The sequence below is a fragment of the Lysobacter yangpyeongensis genome (genome assembly GCF_042655745.1).
Lineage (GTDB): Bacteria > Pseudomonadota > Gammaproteobacteria > Xanthomonadales > Xanthomonadaceae > Agrilutibacter > Agrilutibacter yangpyeongensis.
In genome coordinates this window covers 736,536-753,752 of record NZ_JBHSNM010000001.1, presented here as the reverse complement: position 1 = coordinate 753,752, position 17,217 = coordinate 736,536, and the positions used below count along the sequence as shown (strand labels likewise).

Annotated in this window: 13 protein-coding genes; 5 read left to right on the top strand and 8 right to left on the bottom strand. The window is 61.8% G+C overall.

Annotated features, from left to right (window positions below; translation table 11 throughout):
* The 5 genes from ACFPN1_RS03150 to qatD all read right to left on the bottom strand — a co-directional run bounded on the left by ACFPN1_RS03150 (position 1) and on the right by qatD (position 4,988).
* Entirely contained in the window at positions 1–1,821 is a 1,821-nt protein-coding gene (locus tag ACFPN1_RS03150) for a non-ribosomal peptide synthetase (RefSeq protein WP_386752907.1), read from the bottom strand.
* A 117-nt stretch (positions 1,822–1,938) separates the two neighbouring features.
* On the bottom strand, positions 1,939–2,655 hold the full coding sequence (locus ACFPN1_RS03145) for a thioesterase II family protein (protein ID WP_386754018.1): 717 nt from the start codon (positions 2,653–2,655) through the stop codon (positions 1,939–1,941).
* Between the two features lie 119 nt (positions 2,656–2,774).
* Positions 2,775–3,317, bottom strand: a complete 543-nt coding sequence (locus ACFPN1_RS03140; protein ID WP_386752906.1) for a VOC family protein — start codon at positions 3,315–3,317, stop codon at positions 2,775–2,777.
* A 562-nt stretch (positions 3,318–3,879) separates the two neighbouring features.
* Positions 3,880–4,170 carry an ATP-binding cassette domain-containing protein gene (locus ACFPN1_RS03135; RefSeq protein WP_386752904.1) on the bottom strand — a complete coding sequence of 97 codons (291 nt, stop codon included), beginning with the start codon at positions 4,168–4,170 and terminating at the stop codon, positions 3,880–3,882.
* Between the two features lie 65 nt (positions 4,171–4,235).
* Positions 4,236–4,988 carry a Qat anti-phage system TatD family nuclease QatD gene (qatD, locus tag ACFPN1_RS03130; protein ID WP_386752902.1) on the bottom strand — a complete coding sequence of 251 codons (753 nt, stop codon included), beginning with the start codon at positions 4,986–4,988 and terminating at the stop codon, positions 4,236–4,238.
* Here qatD and ACFPN1_RS03125 point away from each other — a divergent pair.
* Positions 4,974–5,264 (top strand): helix-turn-helix domain-containing protein, encoded by a 291-nt coding sequence (locus ACFPN1_RS03125; RefSeq protein WP_386752900.1) that lies wholly within the window; start codon positions 4,974–4,976, stop codon positions 5,262–5,264. The genes qatD and ACFPN1_RS03125 overlap by 15 nt on opposite strands.
* Before the next feature lie 1,123 nt (positions 5,265–6,387).
* On the opposite strand, the gene ACFPN1_RS03120 is transcribed toward ACFPN1_RS03125, so the two are convergent.
* On the bottom strand, positions 6,388–6,603 hold the full coding sequence (locus ACFPN1_RS03120) for a hypothetical protein (RefSeq protein ID WP_386752899.1): 216 nt from the start codon (positions 6,601–6,603) through the stop codon (positions 6,388–6,390).
* A 491-nt stretch (positions 6,604–7,094) separates the two neighbouring features.
* Between ACFPN1_RS03120 and ACFPN1_RS03115 the strand changes: the two genes are divergently transcribed.
* Entirely contained in the window at positions 7,095–7,538 is a 444-nt protein-coding gene (locus tag ACFPN1_RS03115; RefSeq protein WP_386752898.1) for a fasciclin domain-containing protein, read from the top strand.
* A 1,098-nt stretch (positions 7,539–8,636) separates the two neighbouring features.
* Here ACFPN1_RS03115 and ACFPN1_RS03110 read toward each other — a convergent pair.
* Positions 8,637–9,020, bottom strand: a complete 384-nt coding sequence (locus tag ACFPN1_RS03110; RefSeq protein WP_386752896.1) for a hypothetical protein — start codon at positions 9,018–9,020, stop codon at positions 8,637–8,639.
* Positions 9,021–9,586: 566 nt separating this feature from the next.
* Between ACFPN1_RS03110 and ACFPN1_RS03105 the strand changes: the two genes are divergently transcribed.
* Positions 9,587–11,290, top strand: a complete 1,704-nt coding sequence (locus ACFPN1_RS03105) for a putative bifunctional diguanylate cyclase/phosphodiesterase (protein ID WP_386752894.1) — start codon at positions 9,587–9,589, stop codon at positions 11,288–11,290.
* 1,456 nt (positions 11,291–12,746) lie between these two features.
* Positions 12,747–12,950: a Rossmann-fold NAD(P)-binding domain-containing protein gene (locus ACFPN1_RS03100; protein ID WP_386752893.1), complete on the top strand. Its 204-nt coding sequence runs from the start codon at positions 12,747–12,749 to the stop codon at positions 12,948–12,950.
* A 424-nt stretch (positions 12,951–13,374) separates the two neighbouring features.
* Here ACFPN1_RS03100 and ACFPN1_RS03095 read toward each other — a convergent pair whose 3' ends face one another.
* Positions 13,375–14,151 carry an FG-GAP repeat domain-containing protein gene (locus ACFPN1_RS03095; protein WP_386752892.1) on the bottom strand — a complete coding sequence of 259 codons (777 nt, stop codon included), beginning with the start codon at positions 14,149–14,151 and terminating at the stop codon, positions 13,375–13,377.
* Here ACFPN1_RS03095 and ACFPN1_RS03090 point away from each other — a divergent pair.
* Positions 14,150–17,167 (top strand): ATP-binding protein, encoded by a 3,018-nt coding sequence (locus tag ACFPN1_RS03090; RefSeq protein ID WP_386752891.1) that lies wholly within the window; start codon positions 14,150–14,152, stop codon positions 17,165–17,167. The genes ACFPN1_RS03095 and ACFPN1_RS03090 overlap by 2 nt on opposite strands.
* Positions 17,168–17,217: the final 50 nt, after the last annotated feature.

The window sequence follows — 17,217 nt, the reverse complement described above, 5'->3', positions numbered from 1 at the left end:
TCAGGCAGGGGTCTGTGGAGTGGGAATGCGGGCGGATGCAGCGGGCGATTTCAGTTGCCGGACGCGTGCGATGACCGCCCCCAGCGAATCGGCCTCGAACAACATCGAAAGCGGCAGTTCGATGCCGTGCCGTTCGTCGAGGTGCGCGCAGAAGCGCATAGCCGTCAGCGAATCGCCACCGGCATCGAAGAAGTTGTCGTCGACGTCGAGCTGCTGGTTGCCCAGCAGGCGCCGGAACTGCGTCAGCAACTGGCCTTCCAGTCCGTCCGACGCATCCTCGGTTTCGATCGCGGCGACCGGGGCGATTCGCGCCCGTGCCGCCGCGGCGAGCTGCGCGCGGTCGACCTTGCCGTTGATGGTCAATGGCAGTTCCGGCAGGAACACCACATGCCGCGGCAGCATGTAATCCGGAAGACGCTGACGCAGGTTCTGCAGGAGTGTCGCTTCGTTAATTTCCGTCGCCGCGCGGGCGACGCAGTACGCGACCAGCATCGATGCATCGGCATTGCGGACATGGACGACGCACGCAGCGAGCAGGTCGCCTGCGGCGCACAGACCGGCTTCCACCTCCGACAGCTCCACGCGGAATCCGCGGATCTTCACCTGTGTGTCGATCCTGCCGATGTATTCGAGCCATCCCTGTGGCGACTGCCGGACCAGGTCGCCCGTGCGGTACATGCGCGCACCGTCGGCTACGAAGGGATCGGGCAGGAAGCGTTCGGCCGTCAGACCCGGATTGTCGAGGTATCCCTGCGCCAGTCCGGTGCCGGCGAGGTACAGCTCGCCTTCCTCGCCGATCGGCACCGGGCGCAAGTCCGCATCCAGCACGTACGCGGAAGTGCCGGGTACCGGCAGACCGATCGGAATGCTTTCCGTTTCGTTCTGCGTTGCCGCCATCACATGGCAATGGGAAAACGTGGTGATTTCCGTCGGGCCGTAGACATTGGCGAGGGTGCCGCCCGCCATCAGAAAGTCATGAGCGGTCTGCGACGACATGACGTCGCCGCCTGCAAACAGCATGCGCAGACCGCTCAGTCGCCGGAGCGCGTCGCGCGGCAGCGAGTTGAACAGCCCCGTGCTGAGCAGCAGGATCGTTACCCCGCGTTCTTCGACAAACGCACAAAGCCCGTTCGCCGACACGTTCGGCGGCGCCATGGCCAGGCACGCGCCGTTGAGCAGCGATCCCCAGATCTCGAACGTCGCGCCATCGAACGCGATCGACATCACCTGGCCGACAGCGTCGTGCGGACCGATATCCGCGCAGTTCGCCCGCATGGCCAGATCCACGACACCGCGATGCGTCACACAGACGCCCTTGGGTTCGCCGCTCGAGCCCGACGTGTACATGACGTAGGCGAGTTCGAGTTCGTGGACATCGGGCAGCGGCACGCGCTCCGGCACGTCTGGCGTCGCGGTGCCGATCGCATGGGGGATGCGTTGCGCGGCCCAGATCGGCACCGACTGGCCTTCCGCGATGACCACCACACGTACCCGGGCTGCGTCGGCCTGCGCGGCAAGGCGCTGGTCCGGCGCGGCAGGATCGAAGGGGAGATAGACCGCGCCGAGCTTTGCGATTGCCAGCATCGCGATGACCGCTTCGGCGCAACGGGACATGTGGATGCCAACGACTTCGCCGCGGACCACGCCCAGACGGGCGAGGGCGGCTGCATGCGCATCGCTCGCCAGGTCGAGCTCGGCGTACGTCCATGTGCGCACGCCGTCGACCATGGCCGTACGGGAGCTATGCGTGCGCGCGGCGTTCGCGAATGCCGCGCGTAGTGATGCGGCCGATGCGGGCGCCGCATCGCGGTTCACCGCCATGCTTGCCATTGTGGGAAATGGCGAAAACGAGTCCTGCGTGCCGCGATCCAATGCCTTCCCTCCAGCAAAAATCACCGTAATGGCGCGGATCGTCCGCGCCGACGCATGTCGTTCGGATTACGTCGTCTCCGGCAACGCGCAGGCCTCCAGGTCCGCTGTCACCGCATGCGCCAGTTCCGCTTCGGCGCCGTGCAGGAACATGTGCCCACCGACAAAGCCGCGGGTACGGAACGAAGCGCTCGTTTCTCCTTGCCATGCCTGGTAGCGGTCGCCGACGCTCGCGTCGTCGATGCCGTGGCAGGCGACTATGGGCACAGGGAAGGGCGCGCGATCGGGGCGTCGGTAGCTTTCGAAAAGCCGCAGGTCCGCGCGCACCACCGGCGCCATGAGCGCGAGCAGTTCCGGCGAATCCATCATCTCGTCCGGGATTCCGCCCAGGTGGCGCAATCCTTCGAACATCCGTCGATCATCACGAAGATGCAGATCGCTTCGATTCATGGCGGCCGGACCGGGTGCGGCGCATGCGATGAGCGCAAGGGGCGAACGCGGGGAATGCTGCCTGAAGAGTTCGGCCATCACTTCGAGCGCGACGACGGCGCCGAGGCTGTAACCCAGCAATGCATACGGACGATCGATTTGCCGCTTCACGTCCGATGCGAGCAGGCGCACCAGGACCGACCAGTCGTCCACGAGCGGTTCTGCATGCCGCCTGCCGCGACCTGGCAGGTCGACGGCGACAACGTCGAAGCGTCCCGCCAGCCGCTGCGCCAGGCCGCGGAAGATCCACGCAGCAGCGCCCGCGTATGGAAAGCAGAAGAGCCGGATGGGTGCCACCAACTTCGCTCCTTCCTTGCGCTCGCGGCGCAGCCGGCTTCGGCTCCTGCCGCATGCGATGCGTAGTTCACACACGTTCGGCCGTGATCGGCACGGCACGTGTCACAGACGCGACCGCCCTAGAATTTTCCCGACTGCTCCAGCTGCTGGAACAGATCCTGGATATTCGCGTCGACGAATCCGTCCTCTCCGTGGCGGCTGATGAACTCGAAACTCAGCCCGGTATTGCTGCAGCGGGAGGAAAAAGCCTGGGTCAGTCCCGGACCGCGAATGACGTTCGTGTCGAAATCGAGGCCTTTCCTGCGCAGCTCGCCGACGGTTTCGTCCACGTCTTCGACTTCCAGTGCGACGTGCGCCAATCCGACGCCGAAGTTCTCGACGAGCCGGGAAACCTGCGACTCCGGCTCGGTGCCCTGGCACACGACGAATTTCACGCCGTTCGCCTCGAATTCCGCCGACAGCATGCCAGTCGTTGCGCCGCGAACATGCAGGCGCCGCTTCAGGTCGAAGCCGAGTACGTTCTGGAACAAGGCGATCGCCTGTTCGATATCCGCCACCGCGAGTGCGATGTGATCGATCCTGCGATACGGAGGCGGCGTGGCGTTTGTTGTACGGACCACTCCCTGGTCGTGCAGCTCCGTATCCCGCGAATCAATCTCCATTGACATCCCCTAACCACAATCCATGCGGATGAAGCAGGCGGAACATACATGGCCTTGCTAGCTTCTGTAAACCTGCGGGCAGGTCGACGCGTGATGCGATGCAAAATCGCATGCCGTTTCGTGGAGGCGAAAATTGGAGCTCCGCAATGCGAAGCAAGGACTGCATCAGACCAACCGTCGATTGCCTTTGCATCTGCGGTTGGCTGGGCTCGAACGTCGTGATCCGTGTTTGATTGGCCAGCGTTGGACGCACTCTTGCCCAGTTGCACACACGATCGAGAACAAGACCGGTTTTGGCGGATTCGGCGAGCGATAGCCGATCACAGACCACTTGCATGCGATCGGCGGCCCATCCGGATGCCGCATCCGTGCCTGTGGCAATCGTCGGCGAAGGCATCACGATGTCAACGCGTGGGCCGTCGAATGCTTCGGGGCAGGAGTGAGCGCTTCCAATCGAGAGCTACATCGGGGCGTATCGCCGGGGGCGTTACCTGTACTTCGCATAATGTATATTATGTAATTAAATCGAAGCGATGCGCCGTCGCTGCTGTCGGCGGCATCCTTACCCTTGCATATGTGCCCTATCTAGCCCCCCAATAGTGACGCGCCCCGTAGTTGGATTTGCAGAGCCAGCCAGAATGTTGACTAGCGTGCTTTTCCCACTTCCAGAGCGCCCAACGATGGCGACCGAATCGCCGGGAGAGATTGCAAATGTGCAGTTTCTGAGCACTAGCGGATATTGCTCGCCATACCGGAATGAAACAGCCTCGCAACCAAGTTCTGGCGAATCTGCCACAGAGCCGCCAGCGCCATGCAGGTACGGCTCTATAGGGTGCAAAACGATGTCGGCCATCCGGAACGCCGTGCAGGCAACTGTCCATCCGAGACCGTTGCGACGGTTTGAGATCCGGAGCGCATTCAACTTTTGAAAAGGCGCAGTTGCGGCCGAGGTTTCGGCTCGGGACGCTCGATCGTTAGCCGACGAAGGTTCTCAAGTATCTGATCCCCGAGCAGGGTGCTTTCTGTCGCCCTCAGTTCCGCTAAGCGCTGCACGGTCGCGGGCATATCTGTTGGGCGAATCGGTCTCTCATCATGCGTCACAAACGGCCCATCACTCTCGGTCAACAAGCGATCCGTTGGCAACGTCCTCAGCAAGGCATGCATCTTTGGAGTTCGCAACATCTCAATGTTGATGGAGAAATAGCAGCCCAACTCGATAGCTCGCGCCGCCTCGGATCGAGTGCCCGTGAACCAGTGCAGCACTGGTACGCAGGTGCGATTCTGCAAGTTGGCCTCTAGCTCGCGTAAAACCTTGGAGACCGATCGCACGCTGTGGATGCTCAGTACCTTGCCGCCTTGCTCGTTGCAGGCCCCGAGTATCCTTTCAAAAATACGCCGTTGTTCCTGGAAGCTAGCGTAGAACCTAGGACCGGCGTCGAGGCCGATTTCTCCTACGTAGCGAGTTCGGGCAAGCAATTTCTCAAATAGCGGGAGCTCGCCTGCCCGCTCCGCAACCAACTGCGGATGTAACCCAAGCCCCACTATCGCGAATGGAAAGCCGATCGCCATTTCCGCATTGCGTTCGAATGCCTTCGGCGTAGTCGTTACTCCAAAGGTAACGATCTTCTCTTCATCACACTGACGGATGAGACGCTTATGGTCGCGATACAAATCCAGATGGCAATGGAAGCCACATCCCAGGTCCGAAGCCTGGCGCTAGAAAGCGTGTTCGTGCGTACAGTGGGCGCGATCAATGAGCTGGCGGTGACTCGCGAGGGTCTGCGCTTTCTGCCGACGACCGTCACTCAGCAGCAGGTCGCCAGTCGCATTGGCGCTACCCGAGAGATGGTCAATCACGTGTTCCGCGATTTGGTGCGCGGTGGATTCTTGGTACGCGATGATCAGGTCGGTTTCGTGATTCCCAAGGCCCTACCTAAGCAGTGGTAGTTTCTAGAACCGCTGTCCACCGGTTAGGGCCTAATCTTCAGTGGATCCGGTCTTTCACGAACTCGCGGATGCTGCTATCAGCGCCCTACTCGCGCACGTACCTCATGTAGTCCGCTTCAATTTCCGCCGAATAGCACGTAGCCGTTCTCCGTCGTCCACTAATCCATCCGTGGTCAGCGCGTGATGAAAGCAGCAAGAATGAGCGTGCAATAGATGCCGACAACCAACTTTGGCTCGACGAAGCCGCCGTGCACCAGAACGATCGAAACCAATGCTTCTTTGAGAGTTGCCATACATTCCTCCAAATGGTGTGAGCTAACGCGTAGGAATGCTCGCCCGGACGGCTGCGGAAATCGCGAACGATCAGGACACAGGTTGAACGATTCGGACGTCGCCTAACGTGCCGCAACGGGCGCCCCCTCTTCGGGTCACTGTCCGTCACTTGGCCGATGTCCGCTTCCGGCCAGCAGTGGACAGCGGCCACGTGAGACCGCGCCGCTCGAGACCGAGACCAGCTCAGTCCCGATCAACGCGTCGGGCTCTCTTGTCACTCGCGAGGGTTGCCTCTCGAACTTGCGTCGGAAATCTCGCGCTATCACGTTCGTTGTATTCGCCGCGCGGCAATACCCTTTGTCCAGGTTGATCCGAGTAGTCCCCGGGCTTACGAAGCTGGCCTCGTCCCAACTTTGACTCGACTTCGCCATGAAGCTTACTCATGAGTCTTGCCTCCGTTTGCGACCGTATAGGATTCGGTATACGGCGGTGTAATAGTTCCAGAATGAACAAGGCCCGTTTCCAGCAACACGAGCCCCAAATCTTCGGACACGCTGGCGAAGGAATTCCGCTCCCAGTCAGACCAAATGCGCGACCAGATATCCGAGGACATCAGATGAGAATGGATCGTGCCCTCAAAGATAAGGGGGCCATGGATGGCGGCGGCATTAGTAGGTTTCACACGCAGGGGTACAACCACCCAACACGTAAAACCAGAATAGAGCGAGATAAGCATGAGAGGGCCTTGACTTGCAGCGAGCTGCACGGAGGCCCGTAGGAGCACGACGAAGGTGGCAATCGTCGAGTGCATCAGTTAAGTGTTCACCTGCGCGCACTACCCGGTAAATCCCTACTCCTTTGGCGTAGTGCTTTGCTCCTTAGCCGGATTCGTCAATGAGTCCAGCACGAACCGGTAGATCTCCACTGCTTGAGCGGCGGCTACGGTCATGTTCTCCGCCCCGGGCATATTCGCGCCTCGGATAATCAGCGCGGCGGCCAAGGTCGCGGCCGCTTGCTTATCGGCATCCTCGATTTCACTTTCCCGACCCGTCCATTCGTGTGACATGACGACCTCCTCTGCCAAGACGACATATCTCCGGATCTCAGGCGGGGCATTCTCGGCTAGCTCTTCGCAAGGCGCGCCGGGCACCCCAGGGTATGCAGCCTCACTTTCTACCGACTTGATCGCTGTCGCCACGAAGGCTGGCCTGCCAACGCTCGAGGGTTCTATCCAACCTAACACTATTGAGCGCACGGTGACGTGGTCTCGGACCGGCGGTGACCTGCTGTAAACCGTAGCACCGTCAAATCAGCAGCAATACACAACACGCGGTGACCGCGCTCGGATGTAGCACGCGCCAGATAACATCCAAATAACAACACGAAGCGCACTCTCACTTGGCACTACGACGCAACGTCGTAACGGCCACTCAGCCGCGCTGCACTTCCCCTCCTCCTCCGCACTGAGCCTCGCGTTCTGCCATCGGCAGGGCCACCGGCTTCGGCCGCTCTCGAATCCGCAATCTGTGGATCGCACTTCCAAAGGCTCTCATTCTTATGAACACCATGACCACCCCTCCTAGCACCAAGAACCTGCTCGATACTGCCGCCGCCAATGGGTCGTTCAAGACCTTCGGTAAGGCCGTTGAACGCGCCGGCATCAGTGACACCCTGCGCAGCGCGGGCCCATTCACCATCTTTGCTCCGACTGACGCCGCGTTCGACAAGCTGCCCGCCGGCAAGCTAGAATATCTGTTCAAGCCCGAGAACAAGGAAGAGCTTGTCTCGCTGCTGAACTATCACGTTGTAAGCGGCCGCGAGCTTGTGGCCGATATCGCAACGTGGAAGACGGCCCCGACGATCCACGGCCAATCGGCCGCGGTCAAACTGATTGACGACAAGGTCAGCATCGACGGCGCGCTCGTCACGTCAGCCGACATCGGCTCGAGCAACGGTGTCATCCATGGCATCGACAAGGTCAATATCCCAACCAAGCTGTAAATGTCGTTGCATTGGTTACGGAACGGCGAGGCGAAAGCCTCGCCGTTCTTGTTCGTCGCATCTCGACACACACATTCTTCGAGCGAGCGCAGCGAGTTTGGACATGAGAATCATGCCGAGACGCACGGGTGTGCGACATTCCAGCGCCTCAACGGCGACTAGATCACCTGCGTTGGAAATGCGAGTGTCCGCTCTTGTCTGACAGCAATCAGCTGTGGCGCCGATGATCGACCAGGCTAGGCGGGTTACCATTGAATGACGGTCGTTACTTCGGGCCGGCCTACGCCCCCCAGCCGCTGACTGCCAGCGTGACGACTAAGGCCGTTCCGGCTACGACCGTCAACCAGTAGGCGCAAAGCATCAGGATGCGATTGCGATTGCAAAACCGCATGCCGCCTTCATCTCGGCTAGCGAGGTAGGTTTGGTCTCGGAAGTAGATCATCGTGCGGCGAGCGTTGACCAGGGTTCGATCGGCGTGCCGCCATTGGAGGGGATGTCGGGACTTTAGTCGATACAAGCACGTCGCCCAGACCGCGCTTTCCAGCACAACGGCCAAGCTGAAACTTCCTAAAGCTATGGCCGTCGGGGTCATGAGCAGGTTTCGCGCGTTTCAAAGATTGCACGCGCAAGGCTGCCCGCCAATCTAGGGTGTGCAGGCCGTGGCAGGAGCGCCGACTGACTCCGCGGCGGCCACCCCTCGTTCTCTGCCGCTTCGATAGCAGCGTCCGAGCGAGCAACGATCGTTGATCGCTCTGTTATGTCGCGGACTACCCGATGGCTCTTCATGGACATAGCTCCTATCCCTTCGATTGGTCGCGCAGAAGGCCGAGCTCATTGCACAATTAGTCAACTGCGCCAAGCCGTGCAGGTGCTGAGCGCACTGCTGCGTGGTCTCCGATACTGCGTCGCCGGTGCGGTGCTCCACTATGGCCCTCTTTTGTGCGTTGCGCCCACGCGCATTATTCGCGTTTAACCCAGGTTCGCTATACGAGCGCCGTACCGACAAGGTCCACTCCCGATGGCGGCATTAGCATCGCCCAGCCACGTTTGCCTTCTACGCCAGTTCGCCAGCCGTGGTGGTCTCGGATGGAAGCAGTGCTAGTACGTCCCCATCGCGTTAGCTGACTTGCTTTCCCGCTCAGTCTCTAGTCGAGCGTAGTTCAATGCGTCATCCAGCTTGTCGTACAGGTAGGTACGGTATCGATACTTCGCCCCGTCCCTAGTGATCTCGAGCATCTGCATGGCTGCGGAATCACCACTCGGATCCAATGATTCCTCATCCTTGCGGCGCTCCACAGAATTCAACGCCGCAAGCACGCAGCGGTAAAGATTCACGGCTTGTGCAGCCTCGCTCATCGCGGTGGTTGCCCCTGGACGCGCAGATCCGTTTGCGCTGTTAAGCAGGGCCGACGTCAGTAGTGCCGCCACATGACTATTGGGCCCGCGCACACGTTCCACGCCATTTGACCATTCGTTTCTCATTTCAGAGGTCTCTCGTATTGCCCCGTACACTGGGCTGTAACCAAACCTAGGCGCTGATGCTATTCAGGGAACGTCGCGACGGCCGCGTGCGGAGAACCCGCGCGTTCTGGGCGGAGTTTTGGAGTCTTCACGATGGGATCCAGCGTGCGAGCTGAACGGAACTCGCAACGACGGCGCTGCTATTGCGGCTCCGGTTCACAGAACAATCTACGCCCTCGGAAGTGAGCTTTGTGTGGGCAGAGCGTACCCTCTATCGGTAGAGCTCTTGCTTTGCAGCCTCCACGCTAAACCCACGCCTCAGTCCGAATCCTTCTGCTAGCGGCAACTGCGTCATAAAGGCGGCGTGCCAACCTAGCGAGCTGCTCATGTCTCCAGGCACTCGACGGCCTGGCCATGCGTGGGCTGTCGAAGAGCGCCCTCTCGGGCTTGGCGTGCCGGCTCGGGGCGGGCGAACGTCATCCCGACGACATGCGATCACGCTCCCTATGCGGCTTGCGCGCGAGGGTTATCACATACGCTCACATTAACGGCGACTCAACGCTTCAGGTGGTCTTCGGAGCTGAACAATGGAGCTGACGCGGGGCGCTCCTGGGCTCCTGGACGCCATTCTTGACAGCCTGTCCGACTACGCCGTCATCGTGCTCGACCACCTTGGGGTGATCTGCATATGGAACGTGGGAGCCCAGCGTATGTTCCAGTTCACCGAAGCCGAGATGGTCGGCAAGTCCATTGACGCGCTCTATACGTCTCAGGACCTAATCGTCGCCGCGCCTCAGCAGGAGCGAGATGGAGCAGGGAAAGCGGGCCGCATTCTTGATCTGCAATGCCTCAGACGAAAAGATAGCTCGACGCTCTGGACAGAGGGGACGCTGACGCCGATCCATGGTCCTGGGGGCGACTTGCTTGGCTACCTCAAGATCATACGCGACGCAACTAATCGCAAGCGGGATCGCGATGAAATGCAACAGCTCGCCCGCGTCGATCCGCTGACTGGACTCAGCAATCGCATCGCCCTCAGCGAGCGCCTTCATCAGATGACGGAGATGGCCGCGAGACAAGGCAAATCGGTGGTGGTGCAAATGCTCGACTTGGACCACTACAAGAGTATCAACGACCAGTTGGGCCACGCTGCGGGTGACGAGCTGCTGCAGCAGGTTGCCAGGCGAATCACTGCGGCCGTCCGAGAAGTGGATCTCATCGCCCGTGTGGGTGGAGATGAATTCGTCATAGTGCTTCCGGATGTTCGGGATCCGGCTGTTGGCGGGCGCGTAGCTGAGCAGATTGTTGCTTCACTTTCCGAGCCCTTTCTGATCGCTGGAAGCGAGGTTCAGATTGGTGCCAGCATCGGCATCAGCGTGTACCCGCGCGATGCAAGGGGACCCGCGGAGCTATTGCGCATGGCAGACGTTGCCCTGTACAAAGTCAAGGCCGAGTCGCGTGGCGGCTATCACTACTTCGCGAAGCAGTTGGACGATCGGGCGCACCAGCATGGCCGGGAGCAACGTTTGCTGCGGCGCGCGGTTGATGAACGCGCCTTTCTGCTGTACTACCAGCCGCAAGTCGATTCCACTAGCGAGCAGGTCGTCGCTATGGAAGCCCTGCTTCGCTGTAATGCTCCCGGACTCGCGCATCTTTCGATCGAAGAAGTTCTCTCGCTGGCGGTGAGCTCGGGGTTGATGCGAGAGATTGGCGCGTGGACGGTAGGTGAAGCCTGCGCACAGACACGACGATGGCGGGATATGGATATCCATCCATTGAGGATATGCATCAACATGTGTGCCGCAGAGCTAAGCGATCCAAGAATCATTCGCCATGTCGCTGACGCGCTAAGTGCAGCGCGGCTCGCCCCGAGTGATTTTGAGATCGAAGTGACGGAGCGGCAGTTGTTGGAAGACAGCCGTGAAACGGGCTCCATTCTCGACGCATTCCGATCGCTGGGTACCTCCATTGCGATCGATGACTTCGGCACTGGTTACTCCTCACTTAGCTACCTAACGACGCTTCCGGTCGACCGAATCAAGCTTGATCGATCGTTCGTGCAGCACATTCCGGCGGTCTCTCGAGGCTGCGCTATTGCGCGCGCGATTGTCGCGCTGGCGCACACATTGGACTTGGAGGTGGTTGCGGAAGGTGTCGAGTCGGCCGAGCAAGCACGGTTCCTGGAAGAATCTGGCTGCGAGATGCTGCAGGGATACCATTACTGCCGTCCGCTATCGGCTGGCGCCATGACACAATGGCTAGAGCGCCGCCGCTCGCTAGCCCCGCACTGAGCGCCGAAGCCGCTTTGCAAACAGAATCGACAGGGACGTTCGCGAACCGAAAGGCGCGCCAAATATCCGTAAAGCGGACAGGACTGCGCACAATCGCCGGTGCTGTGGTCGTAGAGAGACCGAAAGAGACATTTGGGCTATTGGCTGCCTAGGTCAGGAGGCCCATCACCGGGCGGGGGAACCTATCCGGCATGCCGCATGAACGACAATTCGCCGTGAGGGCACGGCTCAGAAAAGAGCGGATAGTAGCTAAGCCGCGGGCCGTGCGACGGAGCCACGGCCGGCTCCGTAGGCGGTGCTCCCGCCGGCGAGCACCCAATTCGCAGTCAACAGGACATCGCAATGAGCGCACTCATACATCTGGCCCGACAACTGGTCGCAGGCAATCGCCGCCCCGATGGAGGCAAAACGACTACACCCACATTTCCGATCACACGCACCGGTTGGCCGGCATTGCCAACGCAGCCACAGGTGCGACGACGATCGACGGATGCGCGGGCATGGGCACCCCATGGACCTCATGATGAATGGGATCGCGCAATGCTTGCGAGAATGGCGACCGATCCCCGACGCGGGTTTGGATCAACGCAATGATCCAGATCCAAGAATATCTGCTAAATCCGCTTCACGTGGCTGCGATATCGCCGGCGGTCGAAGCTTCGACTCAGCATACGTCATCGGCTTCAAGCTTCAAGATCATTCTGTCAGGCGGGAACGAGATCATTTTCCGGTTCGATAGCGAACGGGCGGCACAACATGAATTAGCGCGTATCCGAGAACTAGTAGACCAGGCTAGCAGACGTCGCTAGTCGAGACGGCCCTCGTACTCGGTAAAAGAGAAGGTAGCTAGTGACACGCGCATCACGCACTGCACCACACTGGGACAATGCACTACTACCGCACTGACCGTAACGGCACTCGGCCGCGCCCCATCTGAGCCACGTGTTCACTCTACGGGCGGTATATCAGCTTCGCCGACCGAGCCATTACCGGGAAGGCCATGCGCCGATACCCCGGTCGTTGGCGAGGTCAACGTACTCAGACCAGATCGACAAGAGCGGAAGCGCAGGCGAAAGCGCGCCATCGACCAATAGACCGGCCTAGTCTTAGCATCGATTCGCTTCAATCGTGGCAGCAGAATGGCGGAGTGAGAGCTCCGCCATTCCTTTCGTTGCTAGGCAAGCTTTGAATGGGCCCGCAGATGCGCGGCGGCTTCCAGCGATAACGTATCGCAGAATCTGGTGTCTGCAAAGGGTCGGAAGCGGACATCGTTCCCGAGGGGACGGCGCGCTGCAAACTATGCCGCAAAGCTCACCACACTAAGCTTAGAGACGCCCACATGGATCGCCATATGGCTTTGTAGCGTCAGCTCAACACACGCCGCTCAACTGAGTGCGTGTTGCTTGCCGTGGGCCCGAGAACACATCGGGCCCGGCGAACCCCACTGAGAAAGAACATGAAAGTGACACTTCTGGGCGCAACCGGAAAAACCGGTCCCTATCTGATCAATGAAGGGCTTAAACGGGGCATTGAGCTCACGGTCTACGGCCACACCAAGCACTCGCCTACGCTCAGTCGCGAGAACCTGGCAAAGGTCATGTTCGATCAGATTGAAAGCCCCAAATACGTCAAGCAGGCGCCGGGGGTCAGCGGGCGGTGATGGATCCAGGTCATGACTGACAGTGACATTTGATCGATTTTTGCGTGACCGCCTCTTACTTCGACGCCCACTCGCGCCGGGAGCCACAGCTAGTACATAAGCCACGGAATCTCATCCAAGGCGCTGCCTTCGCCGGTGCCCTCTCCATGATCAGCAAGTACGGGGACCGCGGCGCTTCCCGTCGGCTGGATATCCCGGTATGCCGGCATCAGACATTCCAGCAATGAAATGAAAGGATGACAGTGCTTTGTCGATGGACGCCGTGTCACTGACGGTGCGCGGCCCCAAGTGCTCGGCAAGGCGTAGCCTGCCCGCATTGATGGCGCTGAGCTAGCCTCATCGCGCCGCACAGGCGATGGTATATCCGGGCAGATCGACCATACCCTGGCTGACGTCATTGTTCTCAGCGAGGACCGCCGCACGGTCATCGGCCGTCCCTGGGTAACGCTCGCGATCGACGTGTGCAGTCGTTGCGTGCTGGGCATGTATATCGGGATGGCCTGCCCGTCTTCGGCACGCGTGGTCGTGGTGACCGTCTGCAGCAACGGATTGGTGACCGTGCGCGGGAAGTAGCCGTCGGCGCTGTAGGTAGTGCTGGTGATGCGCGCCCATTGGGATCGCCCGAAGCGTTCATCGCCATCGATGTCGGCGGTAGTGATCTGCGCGGCATGCCAGGGGCATAGCCGCTCTTTTCGCAGTAGGTGCGGCCGAACTCGTCCTCGGTCGGGTCGTTTTCGCCGGTGCAGTGTTCGATGCCGAGGTTGGTGGCGAAGGTGATGCGGTTGCCCAGCCCCTTGCCGTTGTTGAAGCGCACGGTCCAGGCACCGGAGCCGCCTGCCTTCGCCCACAGCAGATCGTCCAAGCCATCGCCATTGAGGTCGACCCACATCGAGTAGGTTTGGCCGCTGGCTTCCGCCGACTGGATCGGATCGCCGCTCGGAAACAGATCGGCGTAGGCCCGCTGTCCCCGCAACGTGTACGAGGTTGCGTGCCAGGTAACCTGATGTTGCGCGTATTTGCCATGCATGACATTCAGCATGTCATGTCCGTGAAAGCTGCCGAATGAGTGGCTAAGGCAATGGGTCTGACGTCGTTCTTTGAGGGCGGATCCTGACTTGGCACGAAAATGCAGGCAGTGGTGCGATTCCGAGCCGACAGTGATTATGATCGGGCGGTCCAAGTCTTGGGGCTTGCGTTCCATGATCACGTCCCGCAGCAGTAGCCAGGCGCAGCTGTCGCTGCCCGACGCTTTGTACGGGCGCGACGCCGCCTACGAACGGTTGATGGCCGCCTGGCACGAGGCCCGCGGCGGCAAGCGGGCCCTGGCGCTGGTGTGCGGCTACTCCGGCATAGGCAAGACCGCGATCGTCCGACAACTGCGGGAGCAGATCGGCGGCGAGGCGGTCTTCGTCGGCGGGAAATACGACCAGGTGCAGCGCAGCACGCCGTACATGGCCATTGCCGAAGCGCTGACCGAATTCGCCCAGTACCTGGCCAGCCTGCCCTCCGCCCTTTTCGAGACACGCTGCGCCACCATCCGCGAAGCGATGGGCGGGCTGGCGCGCGTCATCGCCGACCTGGCGCCCGCGCTCGCCCGGGCGCTCGGAAATCCGCCGCCGGTGCCAGTACTGTCTGGCATCGAGGCCCGCCACCGCTGCGCCGCGGCCTTCGGCCGCCTGATCCACGCGGTCAGCGATCCGGCGCAACCGCTGTGCCTGTTCCTGGACGACCTGCAGTGGGCCGACGGCGCGTCGGTGGAACTGTTGCGCGCCGTGCTCTGCGACGAGGCGCAGATGTCCCGTGGGGGCCTGCTGGTGATCGGCACCTATCGCGAGAACGAGGTCGATGCATCGCACCCCTTCGCGCGGGTCGTGGCGGATGCCGAAGCGGTAGGCCTGCCGATACGGCGTATCGCATTGAGCGGACTGTCCCGGAGCGACGTGCGTTCGCTGCTGGTGGACACGCTGCACGATGGAACCGAGGCGCAGCGAAGCCGCCTGCTGACCTTGGCCGACACGTTGCATGGCAAAACCGCGGGCAACCCGTTCTTCCTGCGCATGCTGCTGTCGCACCTTCACGCTACCCGCGTGCTGAGTTGCGAACACGGCCGGTGGGAATGGCAGGAGGAGGCCGTCGTCCACCTCGGCGTGGCGGACAACGTCGCCGAGCTGATGTCCGCACGCCTGCACCGGCTGGCGGCATCCGTGCGCGACACGCTCGCCACCGGCGCCATGCTCGGCCGCTCGTTTTCGCTGACGCTGCTGGCCGAGGCCGCGGGCATGGACGCGGCCGAACTCGTCGAGCGGCAGCAGGGGCCGCTGACGATCGCCCAGCGCGAAGGCCTGATCGACGTGCGCGGCGGACCGGATGGCCCGGTGACATTCGTCCACGACCGGATCCAACAGGCGGCGCTGTCGCTGATCCCGGCTGACCAGCAGGCCGGGATGCGCCTCACCGTCGGACGCCGCTTGCTGCGGGGTCGCGATCCGGAGTCGCTGGGCGATCAGCTGTTTATCGTGGCGGCGCTGTTCGAAGCGGGCGCGCCGCTCGATGACCCCTCCGAGCGCCTACAGATCGCGCAACTGCACCTGTGCGCCGGCCGCCGCGCCCGCGCCGGCGCGGCGTTTTCGGTGGCTTGCGAATTCCTCGAGGCGGGAATTGCGCTACTCCCTGATGATGCCTGGAAGCAACATCCCGCGCTGGCCTTGGCCCTGCATCGCGATGCGATGCTCTCGGCGGTCACCGATGCGCGTCACGAGCGTGCCGCGGAGTTGTTCGACATCCTGCTGGCGCACGTCGACGACCCGGTGGAACTGGCGGAATGCGCCAGTTTCCGGACCATGCAACTGGCCATCCTGGGCCAGTACCAGGAAGCGCTGCAGCTCGGGCTGGAGTTTTTCGGACGCCTGGGATTTCCGATCGATCTCGATCGCATCGACAGCGAGATCGATGGGCTTCTGGACGAGGCGCACCACTTCCTGCAAGCGCCCGGTGCGCTGGAAGCGATCGCGGACCACCCCATGGCGTCGGACCCGCGGCTCGTTTCCGCGGTGAAGCTGGGCATCTTTCTCACGCCGACGGCGTTCTTCGTCGACATGCGCGTCCACGATCTGATCGTGCTGCGCGGCTTTTCATGGGCGTTGCGTCACGGCCCCTGCGCCGCGACACCGGCCTACATGGTGCGTCTCAACCTGATCTTCATCACGAACCGGCAGGACTACTCGCTGGCCGATCGCGTGGGCAAGGCGGCCATCGCGGCGGCCCGCCGGTTCGGCGATCCGCAGTGGCTCGGGGACGCCTTGTTCATCCATGCCCTGTTCGGCTCGCACTGGAAGCGGCCGCTGCGCGAGGCGCTCCCATTTGGCGAAGAAGGCCTGGCGAGGTTGCGCGAAACCGGCGACCTGCAGATGTCGCGCTTCTACATCACGCTGCCGCTCGCAATCGAATGCGGCGACTCGCTGGAACTGGCTTTGGCCGAAGCCGACGCCGGCATCGCCGATGCGTGCCGCAACCGCAAACGTCACCTCGAATTGCTGTTCATGCCGCAGCGGCAGTTCGTGCTGGCGCTCCGCGGCGACACCCAAGGGCCCTGCTCCTTCACCGATTCGGCGTACACCGACGAGCGGCTCTGGGATGAAGTCGCGTCCTATCCCATGGCGCGCACGTACTACGCCGTGTGCCGCCTGCAACTGGCGGTAATGGCGGGGCGCTGGGAGGAAGCCGTGAAATTCGCGGCCGAGGCGCAATCGACCCTGTGGAGCGTTACAGGTTTCCTTGCCACCGCCACGCATCGCCTCCACGCCGGCATCGCTCGCTGTGCGGTGGCCGCATCCACGACCGGGGTGGAGCGCGAATCGCTGCTGGCCCAGGCCGCCGACGACCTTGCGCAGATGCAGGCATGGGCGCGCCTGAACGCGCACGATTTCGAACACCGCGCGATGCTGATGGAAGCGCAATGGCACAGGGCCCACGGCGAGAGCGCGCGGGCGATCAAACGACTCGAGCAGGCGGCGGTGCTGTCCCGGGCGGCCGGCTTTACCCAGGACGAAGCCCTCGCCCATGAATTGATCGGCCGTCACCATGCCGCCTGCGGCGCAACCGGGCTGGCCGCCCACTCCCTGGCCGCCGCTCGGGACGCCTTCGCCCGATGGGGAGCGACGGTCCACGTGCGCCGCCTGGACGCCGAAATCTCCCGCCTGGCCGCCGAGGTGCCATGAGCGCCACCCGGCCTTGGACGTCGCGGGACGATGGGAGCCTGTGGCGAGCC